Below are 12,825 nucleotides of genomic sequence, written 5' to 3' on the forward strand. Positions count from 1 at the left end.
CCAGTGAGTACGCCAACATTTGCGCGTTGCTAGCGGTGGGAGAAAGTGAATATGGCAAAGACAGGCAATAAACGAAGTATAGGGAATTACTTGATGTGGCTGCTGGGGGGGCTGATGGGCGTCATCGGCCTCGCGCTGGCAATCGGCGGCGTTTACCTGGCTTCATTGGGAGGGAGCCTCTATTTTGGGCTGATGGGAGTGGTGATGCTGATCGCTGCGGTACTGGTGATCAAGCTCAAACCTGCGGGCATATGGGTGTATGCGCTGGCCTTTGTATTCACCCTGATTTGGGCGTTGTGGGACGTTGGTCTGGATTTCTGGCCGTTGTTCTCACGCTTGTTTATGTTCGGCGTGCTGGCCTTCCTGGCCGCGTTGGCCTATCCATGGCTGAAGAAACGTGCCGGTCATCCGGTTCGCGGCTTCGTCAGCTATTCTTTGGCTGGGTTGCTGGCGGTTGCGCTGGTGGCCGGATTTGGTTACACCTTTGTGCCTACGCCATTGGTGGCGGCCAAGGGAGATATTCCGGTTAAACCGGTGGCTGCCGGTAGTGAGCAGAAAAACTGGGAACATTGGGGGAATACCACCCACGGTGACCGTTTTGCCGCGCTGGATCAGATCAACAAGTCTAACGTCAGCAAGCTGAAGGTGGCGTGGATTGCCCATACCGGCGATATTCCACAAAGCAACGGTTCCGGTGCAGAAGACCAGAATACTCCGCTGCAGATCGGTAATACCCTGTATGTCTGTACTGCCTACGGCAAAGTGCTGTCGTTGGAGGCCGATACCGGCAAACAACTGTGGTCCTTCGATCCTAAAGCCTCAGCCCCTAACTGGCAGCGTTGCCGTGGCCTGGGTTATTACGACAATGCGGCTCAGCCTGCCTCATCGCCAGTGGTTGCCGCTAACGCTACGGCCCCGGCCATGTGCGAACGCCGTCTGTTCCTGCCAACCATCGATGCGCGTTTGATTGCCATTGATGCCGATACCGGCAAACCTTGCGCCGACTTTGGTGATAACGGCACCGTCGATCTGAAAGCGGGCATGGGCGAAGTTAAACCGGGTTATTACCAGCAAACCTCAACCCCATTGGTGGCGGGTAACCTGGTGGTGGTCGGTGGCCGCGTGGCGGACAACTTCTCTACCGGCGAACCTCCTGGTGTGGTGCGTGCTTATGATGTGCATACTGGTGAACTTGCCTGGGCATGGGATCCGGGTAACCCGGCCATTACCAAGCTGCCACCAGCGGGTGAAACCTATACGCGCGGTACGCCGAACGTGTGGTCCGCAATGTCCTACGACGCCAAACTGAATCTGATCTATCTACCGACCGGTAACGCCACGCCTGACTTCTTTGGCGGCGAGCGTACCGAGCTGGATGATAAATACAGTTCTTCCATTGTGGCTGTTGATGCCACCAGCGGCAAAGTGCGTTGGCATTTCCAAACCACGCACCATGACCTGTGGGACTTTGACCTGCCTTCCCAGCCGTTACTGTACGATCTGCCAGATGGCAAGGGTGGTACGACACCCGTGCTGGTGCAAACCAGTAAGCAGGGCATGATCTTTATGCTCAACCGTGAGAACGGTCAGCCGGTGGCGAAAGTGGAAGAGCGTGAGGTGCCGCAGGGCAATGTGCCTGGCGAACGTTACTCCAAGACCCAGCCGTTCTCGGTGGGAATGCCGAATATTGGCAACCAGACGCTGACCGAGTCAGACATGTGGGGCGCAACGCCGCTCGATCAACTGCTGTGCCGTATCGAGTTCAAAGGGATGCGTCACCAGGGCGTCTATACACCGCCGGGTATCGACCGTGCTCTACAATATCCTGGCTCGTTGGGCGGGATGAACTGGGGCAGCGTTTCGGTGGATCCGAACAATGCCATCATGTTTGTTAACGACATGCGTTTGGGGCTGGCCAACTCGATGGTGCCACGCAGCAAGGTGCCGACCGGCGCCAGCGGCATCGAAATGGGTCTGGTTCCGATGGACGGTACGCCATTCGGTGCGATCCGTGAACGCTTCCTTTCCCCACTGGGCATTCCATGCCAGAAGCCGCCGTTTGGCACCATGTCAGCGGTAGACCTGAAGTCTGGCAAGCTGGTGTGGCAGGTTCCGGTTGGTACGGTGCAGGATACGGGGCCGCTGGGCATCAAAATGCGTATGCCGATGGAAGTTGGCATGCCAACGCTGGGTGCGAGTCTGTCTACTCAATCCGGCCTGCTGTTCTTTGCTGGTACTCAGGATTTCTACCTGCGTGCCTTCGATACGGCAACCGGGAAGGAGATCTGGAAAGAACGTCTGCCAGTGGGCAGCCAGTCCGGTCCAATGACCTTTGTCTCGCCGAAGAACGGTAAGCAATACATTATCATCAGTGCTGGTGGTGCTCGTCAGGCCGCAGAGCGGGGTGACTATGTCATTGCTTATGCTCTGCCAGACGAAAAGTAACTAGCTGGTAGTTCACCAATAAATAAAGGGGTTAGCAGTAATGCTAACCCCTTTATGGTTTTCCGCGGTGGTCGAAATCAGACCTTGGAACCCCAGAGATCGTACTCGTCGGCGTTCTCAATCTTCACTTTGACGATGTCACCGACTTTGACATTGGCTTCACCGTTGAGGTAAACCGCGCCGTCGATTTCCGGTGCGTCCGCCATGCTGCGGCCAATGGCACCTTCCTCATCCACTTCGTCGATCAGCACCAGCACTTCGCGGCCAATCTTGTCTTGCAAGCGTTGGGCGGAGATTTGCTGCTGCAGTTGCATAAAGCGATGGAAGCGTTCTTCCTTCACTTCTTCTGGCACCGGGTCGGCCAGTTCATTAGCGGCTGCGCCTTCTACCGGGCTGAACTTGAAGCAGCCAACGCGATCCAGCTTGGCTTCGGTCAGGAAGTCGAGCAGCATCTGGAAGTCTTCTTCGGTTTCCCCTGGGAAGCCAACGATAAAGGTGGAGCGCAGCGTCAGATCCGGGCAGATTTCGCGCCAGCGCTTGATGCGCTCCAGCGTGCGTTCAACCGCGCCAGGGCGTTTCATCAGCTTGAGGATTTTCGGGCTGGCGTGCTGCAGTGGAATATCCAGATAAGGCAGGATCTTGCCTTCAGCCATCAGCGGGATCACGTCGTCCACGTGCGGGTAAGGGTAAACGTAGTGCAGACGCACCCAGGCACCCAGGCTGGAAAGCTGTTCACACAGGCTGACCATGCTGGTTTTTACCGGCTGGCCGTTCCAGAAACCGGTACGGTGTTTGACATCGACGCCGTAGGCCGAGGTATCTTGTGAGATCACCAGCAGCTCTTTCACCCCAGATTCCACGAGGCGTTTGGCTTCATCCAGCACGGAGCCGATCGGACGGCTATCCAAGTCGCCGCGCATCGATGGGATGATGCAGAAGGTGCAGCGATGGTTGCAGCCTTCGGAAATCTTCAGGTAGGCGTAGTGCTTTGGCGTCAGCTTCACGCCCTGCGCCGGAGTCAGGCTGGTAAAGGGGTTATGCTCCGGTTTCGGCACATATTGGTGAACGTGGGACAAAACCTGTTCGTAGCTGTGCGGCCCGGTAATTTCCAGGACCTTCGGGTGCACCTCACGAATTTGGTTTTCCTTGGCACCGAGGCAGCCGGTCACAATCACCTTGCCATTCTCGTTCAAGGCTTCACCGATTGCTTCCAGTGACTCTTGAACGGCGCTGTCGATAAAGCCGCAGGTGTTCACGATCACCAGCTCAGCATCATCATAGCGGGGCACTACCTGGTAACCTTCGTTACGCAGTTCAGTCAGGATCCGTTCAGAATCAACCAGGTTTTTCGGGCACCCTAATGATAAAAATCCAATCTTAGCCATTTTTTTGTACAATATGTTATTGAGAATTTGGAGAGTATACACATGCCTAAGTTGTACAGCTATATCCGCTGGTCATCAGAGCGTCAGGCGAAGGGAACGAGCCTTGAGAGGCAGATGGAGAGTGCTAAGGCGTTCGCCTTGGCGAACGGCTTGGAACTTGTTGAAATCATAGATCCTGGGGTGAGTGCATTCCGGGGTAAAAACACTCAAAAAGGCAAACTTGGTGATTTTATTGATGCGGTAAGACAGGGAGTTATACCTGCGGATAGTTGGTTGTATGTTGAGCATCTAGATCGCATTACACGTCAGAATGTCACTAACGCTCAAAAATTGTTCATTGAGATTCTTGAGCTTGGGTTAACGTTGGTGACGGGGATGGATAAGCGTAGTTTTACTCTGGAGTCCGTGAACGAAAACCCTACTGAATTGATGATATCTATTCTCTTGTTCAGTCGTTCGAATGAAGAAAGTAAAACTAAGCAAAGTCGTACGATTAGCAATGTTAAAGCTTTAGTTGAGCGTTACAGGGGAGGAGAGCCTGTTAACATCAAAAGTTGTGGTAAGCATCCATTTTGGATAGATGATAGTGGTCCACAAAACGAAGCTGTTCGAGAACATACAACGTACTGGGATATTGCTCGCGAAGCTATTGATCTTTTTTTACAAGGACATGGAATATATAAGGTAAAACGCTATTTGGATGAGAACTACCCTGACGGATTGAATGGCAAAGAGTGGGATTATCAAGTATTGAAAAGGTTGCGTGAAAACAGAGCATTAATTGGTGAGCGAACTATTAATATAGATGGTCAAAGTTATAAACTTCAGGGTTATTATCCATCATTATGTAAAGATGAGGCTGAATTTATAAAGCTTCAAGAGCTTAAAATACAGAATGGTAATAAATCAAAAAAAGACGCTACTAAAGATAATATTAAACTACTTTCAGGGTTGTCAATTCTTAGATGTAACAAGTGTGGCGGAACTATGGCTGGTTTTATGAATAGAGGCAAACCAAGATACATTTGTTTGAATGGTAGGCATCTACAAAAAGGCTGTGTTGGTTGGTCTATTACTGCTCCACTTGTTGACCATTGCGTGATCGTTGCATTATTGATTGGGTATATGGATGCTAGCAGGCAAGAAAGTCAAGATACATCTAGATTTGTAGAAGTGATAACAGCAAAACAGGATGAAATGACAAGGATTGATAAGACGATTGAAAACATAGCTCGTTCTGTAGAACTTGGGGTGAATATTGAAATTTACTCAGAGAGGCTGAAGGAGTTATCTGCTAACAGAGATTTATTACTGATGGATCTTGATCGTCTTAAAAAACGTAAAATTTTAGTTGAGAGTAAAGGGAGTTTTGAGGTTGAAATGACCGATTTTTTGAACATGATTCAGTGGGGGATATTTACTAACCCTTCTGATGAGTTAAGAAATGACATACGTAAAGTTATAAATTCAATTATAGAATTAGTGGTTATCGATAAAACAGACGGCTGCATAACTATAAAAATAAAATGTCGTGGTATTGATAATGGGTTTGTTTTCCGTGGAGAAAACAGGAAACCATATTGGAAGTTTGCTGTTGAACCTATCGGTAATGACGTTATTAAGGAATATGATGATGAGTTGGCCGACTTGTTAAAGAACAATGATTCGGTTAAAAAAGCACTCCATATCCTTGATGAGATTAGAGATGCATATACTGGTTATTATGAAACAGTAAAAGAGATGTTGTCAGTAATTGGCTATCCTGAAATTGACGGTTCGCTATTTTGGCCTAATAGATAGAGTAGATGTTTTAAAATGAACAATGACTAACCTCGTAGAACGCCCACTATGAGGTTTTTGGCTTTATAAGTAACTTTACTATCAGTTTATAGAAAAAACACCGGGCAATGGCTTACAGAGCTTTTTGGGCGATTATGCTTTCTTACTTTTGTTTGATGAAACATGTAAGACTACAAAAAACGTTTTGCTGGTACAGGAAGTAATAAATATAGTCATTGAGTTGTCTCAGTACTTTTAATTGAAGTGGTTGTTAAAATAAAATAATAAATATACCATGACACTTGTTATGTTCATTCACTATTTTTTAAAATAGATGAAACGAAATGAAAAAATGTGTTATAATATATAATAAGTAAAATCTGTTTGATTGAGCTATTAGCTCAAATAAAATAAAGCCTGATCCTATCGAAAATGTAGATGGCAGATGAGAAGTTCAAACAGTTCGAAGTGCAAATGAGACCCGTAGAAAAAATCGTAAGTGAAACCAATCCAAAAAGGTTATAAAAGCTATATGCAGTCACACGAATCACGGCAATGCGGCACTATAAAGAGTACACTAAGCATTTAAAGTACTCCATGATAGACATATATGGATCGCATCCTTACCAACTTGCTAAGGGAGTTTTTCTGAATGGAAAAATTGCGATAGATTTATACAATATAGATCCGTCCAAATTTCAGAGAAACAAGTGCTAAATTTGATTGTATAGATTTAGTACTATGTGGGGTAAGCCCCCGACCGTTGCATATGACTGCGATATGAGAGAAACAGAGCAACCCGCTTTCGCACTCCAAAAATTAGACAATATAGATCCGTCTAAAATTTGAGTAATTCGCAATACAATTAAATCCGACGACTATCAGCGTCAGAATAGAATCAAGTACCTTAATTGGTACTTTTTTATTTTCATCATTCCCCCTGCGGGGGGGATGATAACTCCTCAACAAATCTCGTCAGTATGAATCGTGTTAAACGTGTTAATTATTTCGAGTTAAGTAACTAAAAGTAGGAGCTTCCTCGCAAGCGAACTACTTTTAGCTACTTAATGAGAGTGCTCACGTAGTGAGTACTTGACAGCTAAAAATATTATTAATTGATTTCATATCAATAAAATAGCTAAGATAGCATGCAGTTAAGTACTGGATTTTTCTTCAAATAACTCAAGGCGTCACAGGGGGTATTTAAATCCCTATATAATTAATATGACGCTTTGCTATCCTATTATCGCCCTCTGCGAGTATTACTTTGGGTGGGAGGGTTGTATAAGTGCTAGGGCAACCAATATCAATCTGATACTAGCAAAATAGTGCTGTTTTGGGTTGGGGGCTGGTTATCAACATTGCACCATAATTTTAATATCAATACTATCATTATTGATATTAAATTTGTTGCTAAGGTAACTGGCCTTTAGGTTGTTAAAATTTAATCCGCCTGTCCTGATATTGTTATAATGGAAATGACAAGGGATTACCTACGCAAATAAAAAGTAGTATTTTTAATATTAAGAAGAATTAAAACGTGCCGTCTATTTTTAAGTGTGTTTTTAATTTAAAGGTAAGGTAATGCTCGTTCGAATGCAAGAGGGTATATTTAGTAAACATGATTTTTATTCACCATCATCCAGTTTATTCAGGTATTCAGCAAGAACATCACCATGGCATGCGTATGGCTTACAATGACATCCTAATGTATGACCTCTTAACAATCTTAATTTTACATTGAAGTCCTCTCCACCACGCAAAAATCCACGCTCGAAATCATACGCAAATTTTCGTATTACTTCATCACGATCTCCATCTTGACCTATTGCATATGGATTTCCCCATAAAGTACCACGACCGATATAAGTATCAAAATGTTCACCTTTGTCCTTATTTGAGACAAAAGTTATTTTATCTTGAATATATCGTACAGGTATCACTTCTGAAAGATATGACTTTACTGTTGTAAATTCAGGGGAGTATGCAGAATCAAAAAGGACTGCATGAGTCAGTTTCTCATCTTGAATAATAGAATCAAGCATATTGTCTTCAAGATGTTTTATAAACTTGGAATCAAAGTAGTTACTAATCAGATTAGCTGGATCATCAAAGTAAAGAATTTGGTAGTCATCCAATGTTGACAGTATTTTGGCAAGTTTCCTTTCAAACTTGCCAGCAGAAACAAAGCTTGGATGATACATTATCAGTACTTTCATCATATCAGATGCTTAACCTCAAAGTCAGTATCCCAGTGATCATTCAAATATTCTATCACAAGACGACGATGACAGTGATGGGGTTTATGCTCACTACAAAGTAAGCAACTGTTTTCAATTATTTTTTTATCAATCCTTTCAATGTTTCTTTGAGCCATAAGGTTTAAAAAGTTATTTTCATAGATTTCCCAAGGAACGTTCCCCTTTTTATAGGGATCTAACATTTCTTTTGTCGGAGCTAGATCTGGTACATGTGCATAATCAATGTTACAAATTGTTTTAAGGAAGTATTTGAGATCATTCTTTTTAGCAAAACCCGCCAGTTGCGACACATTGTTGAGCCTAACATCAACTAACATACTAATTGATTGAGATTTGATAAGGTTAAAAAATCTCTCCGCAGTCTTTTCAGTAAAACCGATAGAGTAAATATTCATCATTATCACCTTAAAAAATTAAAGCCGCAATGAATTTGTAACAAAAGTTATCTTCATTCGGTCCCATACTAATGGTAGCATAACAATTTCCCAATTGGTATTCACCTTCAGCTTTTTGCCCATAAATTGAGTAAATGTTAGGGTCTGTAATTGAAAGAGCGTAACGTATTCTATTATGTGTAAAGAATCCTCTATATCGTTTTCGTTGATCACCAAATGCAGCTCCTTCTCTTGATGTTCTAATCATCAAATTATCAATATTTATAAAGTATAATGACTGTATAGGATTGTTAATAAGTGATTTATCAAAGCGATCATTTAAACCATGAAAACTATTGTTACCGTTAAACCAAAGAGTTGGAGGGTTATCTAATAAAGCGTCTATATTAGATTTAGAGAAACTTCCTTTTTTTTCCCATTTCCTTGCTTGGTCAATTGATGCATTCTCGCGTTGGAAGCGGTGAGGGGCACTTTGTAGGTAATGAATATCAACGATATCTAAAAGCGATGGCAATCTAAAATCATGATATTGTATATTCGAGGTGGTAAGTGCATCATTTAGTGGGTCTGAGGCGTTGATCGGCCTCACCCAAGGTTGAATAGTATTGTTATTAAATTGTTTACCAGCAACACAATATCGTCCTTTTTTCTTGGAGTTTGCTAAGATTATCACTCGGGTAAATGGCATACGCTTAAACCATACAAAATGTGTGTGTTTTACGTATACCATTCCGTTAAGCAGATGTATAGATAGTATAATCAAAATCGTGATGATAGACACTACTCGGTAAAGTAGATAGGAAGTAAATTGCTATATCATAAAGGTACTCCCTACTGATACCTGGATACTATGTCTCAGTTAGTATCATTTACTCATTGAACCAATCCATATGATACTGTATCATACAGGTAATCTAAATGAGACAAAAGGAACAGGATAATGATTTTCGGTTATGCTAGGGTTTCGACAAAGGATCAAAATCTTGAACGTCAACTTTCAGTACTGAATCCTGTTTGTGAGAAAGTCATAACTGAAAAAGCATCTGGAAAGTCCACCAGCGAGCGTCCTGAACTTCAAGCTTTACTTTCTCATCTAAGAGAAGGTGATACGCTGATCGTGAAATCGATCGACAGGTTAGCCCGTAACACCAAAGAACTACTTGGCTTAGTGGATAAACTTGTAGAGCAGGGCGTTACTGTTAAGTTCTTGGATAACGCGATGAGTTTTGATAACTCTCCTGCATCGAGGTTGATTCTAACGATGATGGGAGCTGTAGCTGAATTCGAACGTGGAATTATTGCTTCTCGTCGTGATGAGGGTATAGCTATTGCACAAAAAGCCGGTAAGTACAAAGGCAAGCAGAAGAATCAATCTCTACACACTAAGATCATTGATATGCTCAAAACAGAAAAGTACTCGCCAGATGAGATCGCAAAGCTTTGCGACTGTGGCAGGGCTACAGTGTTTCGAGTAAAAAAGGATATATTAAGTACTAAATCTTTATAATATAAATAAAAATATTAATAGTGCTCATCGTTAACATAGTAACGACTTGATTATAAAGGTTTTTATTGTAATTCATCCTATCGATATCCATCCTTTATTCTCTGCCAAAAGGAAACCATTTTCTGACGAATCTTCTCTAGCTATTCAAACAGTAAACTATATCTCACTCCAAGTCTTGCCTTAAGTTTCTTTCTGCATGTAGTCTATAAACGAACAGTCAATCACTCAAGCGGTTATAAATTTATGAAGTTATCCGGTGAAAGCAAAAAAAAGTTTTTTGAGTTGTTAGAAGAATTAGCTCGTTCCTATAAACTTTGGCTTGAGGATAAGAATGCATTTTACAAAGATATGCAGGAAAGCAATATATTCACTATATGTATAGATGCTCCGATTGATCTCCAAGCTGAAATGCTGACAAAATGGGAGGATAAGACTCCTTGCATTTATCAATTATATCATACCACACGCTCTTTGAATCTTACTCGAGAATTGGCTGTGCTAATTCATAAAAACAATCATCTTCACTGTTTGGCAGAAGAGCTTAATAAAATCATTGAGGCAATCGTTTATGAGTATGCAAATTTTGATTTAGATGATGTTGAAGAGAGTTGTAGTGATAATGAGAAGTACAAAGGATTAAAAATCAGTGAGTTACAGAAAATTGCTGAGCGGCGAATAGATACATTTAAGAAAGAATTCTCTCGTTATGTGTTTCATTTTCCAGTTACTATCTTTAATTTTGATAAAGAGCTACAACTTAGTGAAAACATTGGTTTAATTCCAATTAAATCAATGGGTTTGGATGGTGATGAACTTTCTTTATTTAAAAAAACGCGTCCTAACGAAAGCAATTATTACCTTGAGGTTAGAATTCAGAACAAATGTAGTAAACTACTTGCATTACATTTAGCAGAGAAAGCAAAGGAAGCTACTTATAATATACTGAAACTTTTGGCGACAAGGTTATCTCCCCAAGCAATCCCACTATTAGCTTCTCATGAGATAGATAGGCACAGGTTAGATTTTTATAAATATGGAAAAAACGAAAATAATATGGAAAAGGTCACAACCTTTCAATTCGATATACTACACTCTCATTCAGAGCATTTTTGGAAAGGCTTTATTGAAGGGCGAATGATAGAGAATAACTTAATTGACCTATCGATGCAAATTCCGGAGTTATTATTATTGCCAAGTGCTACTAAGCAAAGAGTAGTTGAACGCATCGAACGTTCACTACTGTGGTATGGTGATGCTGTTACTGAGTCTAATTGGCATCAGCAAATACAGAAGCTTGTGAGTTCACTAGAAGCATTAGTAAATTTTGGCGAAGACGATACTACTGAAACTTTCAAGCGAAGAGTTACTAATTTAAATATTAATCGGACTGGTCTTGATGAAGTGGTTAGGGATAAAGCAAGGCAACTCTATAATGTTCGCTCAAAAATCGTCCATGGTTCTTCTCATGATGAAAAATTACATTTCTGTCCAATAGAGTTTTGCTCAAAAACTTTAGTGGGAGCTATATTTTATCTTTCTATTTTTGGTTTTAGCAAAACTGATTTTAATATAAAAATGCCAGAATTTTTGGACAAAATACCTGAACGGGCAATTCTTGATGAAACTGAATAGAAGTAGATTCAGTAATTTATATGGATGTAGTTTAGAGGTTTTATAGCTTGAGAAGTAATATTACTAATCAATATACTAACCCTGAAAAATGATGCTCACATAGTTACAATGTGAGCATCTTATTGGTATAAAATTTCCTATTAATTTCAGTCTCAGTTAAGTTCAATTATCTATACGATCAAGTATAAGATACGCGGGTTCACACATGCTACCTCTTTCTTGAGTCCAGTAATAATCTAAATCAGCAATTCTATCATTTAATCCGTTATCTACGCGATTAACTTGTATTCTTAATCCGGCTAAAACTTCATATGATAGACCTGATTTGACGATGAACTTGTATTTAACACCACTCTCCATTTCTGACTTTATTAGAAACGGTGTCATTTGCTTTTCGATCTCTTTGAGACATACTACTTTATTGTCAACGATAAATGGCTTATCTTCCTTACCATTAATAACTTTAGCATTAGCTGTTGAGATTATTAACATAATTGATAGGATTAAAATCTTCTTCATTTTACTATCTCCAATACGTTATCGCTGTTTGAGTTCCCTTACAGATCTTTGTATTGCTTCTTTACCGTTGCTCTTCTCCTTTTTCTTTAATTTATTCCAAGCTTCGCTTGGCGAGTGAGCGTATATATTTTCAGCATATACTACACCACTACCTGCTACAACATATTCAACTTTGTATTCCTTCAATCCTGAAGCCATAGAGTGACCTATGAATAATGTAGTGGTTAAAAGTATGGATAATATTATTTTCTTCATAATTAATACTCTTCTGGTTTAGGTCTTGGCAAGTGCTCAGGTAAAGATTGTGCAACGCTATAAGTACATAATGCTAATTCATTGCTCAATTTTTTCTGATTCCTACCAAATTCCTCGTTGTATCTCTTTCTATAGTCCATTTCTGCTTTTAAGTAAGCACCGCCGCCAATATCACGTTCAAAATCTTTAAATGACTGCCAGCTCTTTGTTTCATATGAGTATGCTGATTGTTGCACTTTCATTTTTGAAACAATTGCATTGTAACAATCAGATTTTTTTAGTGCTTCAGTAAGATCTTTATTGCTTACGCCATAGTTCTTATATACGGAAATAGCTAAACCGCGTTTAGCACTGTCTTCAGGTAAGGAGTTAATCTCTTCCTGTATGCGTAGCTCTAATGGAGATTCATTATCAGTAGTAGCATTTGCTATATTTTCAACCTCATTGTTTTTACTACCTTCAGCTTCAGGGAAGAAATTGCTTATCCCAATCATCATAGAAACTATAAAGACTAAACTACTTGATGATAAAGCAATAATCACAGTGCTTAATTTTCCCCGTCCTCTTGCACGAGATCTATTTGCCATTTTTTTATAGCAAAGAACAGATAAGGCAATACAAACAATAATTACTATTAATCCAACCAT

The 12,825-nt window shown here is 41.5% G+C and carries 11 protein-coding genes; 4 read left to right on the forward strand and 7 right to left on the reverse strand.

Translation table 11 applies throughout. The features are described from left to right. Positions 1-51: 51 nt before the first annotated feature. Entirely contained in the window at positions 52-2,445 is a 2,394-nt protein-coding gene (locus KGP16_RS09350; protein ID WP_223501219.1) for a glucose/quinate/shikimate family membrane-bound PQQ-dependent dehydrogenase, read from the forward strand. A gap of 77 nt (positions 2,446-2,522) precedes the next feature. Here the strand turns inward: KGP16_RS09350 and rimO are convergent, their stop codons facing one another. Further along, entirely contained in the window at positions 2,523-3,830 is a 1,308-nt protein-coding gene (rimO, locus tag KGP16_RS09355; protein ID WP_223501220.1) for a 30S ribosomal protein S12 methylthiotransferase RimO, read from the reverse strand. A 42-nt stretch (positions 3,831-3,872) separates the two neighbouring features. Between rimO and KGP16_RS09360 the strand changes: the two genes are divergently transcribed. Continuing rightward, entirely contained in the window at positions 3,873-5,630 is a 1,758-nt protein-coding gene (locus KGP16_RS09360; RefSeq protein WP_223501221.1) for a recombinase family protein, read from the forward strand. A 1,607-nt stretch (positions 5,631-7,237) separates the two neighbouring features. On the opposite strand, the gene KGP16_RS09365 is transcribed toward KGP16_RS09360, so the two are convergent. Genes KGP16_RS09365 through KGP16_RS09375 form a run of 3 tightly spaced genes read right to left on the reverse strand, consistent with a single transcriptional unit; the run spans position 7,238 to position 8,953 of the window. Further along, positions 7,238-7,831, reverse strand: a complete 594-nt coding sequence (locus KGP16_RS09365; RefSeq protein ID WP_223501223.1) for a DUF4326 domain-containing protein — start codon at positions 7,829-7,831, stop codon at positions 7,238-7,240. Further along, positions 7,828-8,268 (reverse strand): DUF488 family protein, encoded by a 441-nt coding sequence (locus tag KGP16_RS09370; RefSeq protein WP_223501225.1) that lies wholly within the window; start codon positions 8,266-8,268, stop codon positions 7,828-7,830. Before KGP16_RS09370 ends, KGP16_RS09365 begins: the two co-directional genes overlap by 4 nt. Positions 8,269-8,275: 7 nt before the next feature. Beyond that, on the reverse strand, positions 8,276-8,953 hold the full coding sequence (locus KGP16_RS09375) for a hypothetical protein (protein WP_223501226.1): 678 nt from the start codon (positions 8,951-8,953) through the stop codon (positions 8,276-8,278). A 252-nt stretch (positions 8,954-9,205) separates the two neighbouring features. On the opposite strand from KGP16_RS09375, the gene KGP16_RS09380 reads away from it, so the two are divergent. Continuing rightward, a complete protein-coding gene (locus tag KGP16_RS09380; RefSeq protein WP_223501227.1) occupies positions 9,206-9,772 on the forward strand; it encodes a recombinase family protein in 567 nt (188 codons plus the stop codon). A 243-nt stretch (positions 9,773-10,015) separates the two neighbouring features. After that, positions 10,016-11,404, forward strand: a complete 1,389-nt coding sequence (locus KGP16_RS09385; protein ID WP_223501228.1) for a HEPN domain-containing protein — start codon at positions 10,016-10,018, stop codon at positions 11,402-11,404. Between the two features lie 162 nt (positions 11,405-11,566). On the opposite strand, the gene KGP16_RS09390 is transcribed toward KGP16_RS09385, so the two are convergent. The 3 genes from KGP16_RS09390 to KGP16_RS09400 are packed head-to-tail and all read right to left on the reverse strand — an operon-like array spanning position 11,567 to position 12,825. Beyond that, complete coding sequence (locus tag KGP16_RS09390; RefSeq protein WP_223501230.1) at positions 11,567-11,923, reverse strand: hypothetical protein; 357 nt, start codon at positions 11,921-11,923, stop codon at positions 11,567-11,569. An 18-nt stretch (positions 11,924-11,941) separates the two neighbouring features. Continuing rightward, the gene (locus KGP16_RS09395; RefSeq protein ID WP_223501231.1) at positions 11,942-12,178 is read right to left on the reverse strand and encodes a hypothetical protein; all 237 of its coding nucleotides are present in this window, start codon (positions 12,176-12,178) and stop codon (positions 11,942-11,944) included. Positions 12,179-12,180: 2 nt separating this feature from the next. Beyond that, positions 12,181-12,825 (reverse strand): hypothetical protein, encoded by a 645-nt coding sequence (locus KGP16_RS09400; RefSeq protein WP_223501232.1) that lies wholly within the window; start codon positions 12,823-12,825, stop codon positions 12,181-12,183.

The sequence above is a fragment of the Serratia sp. JSRIV006 genome (genome assembly GCF_019968685.1).
GTDB lineage: Bacteria > Pseudomonadota > Gammaproteobacteria > Enterobacterales > Enterobacteriaceae > Chania > Chania fonticola_B.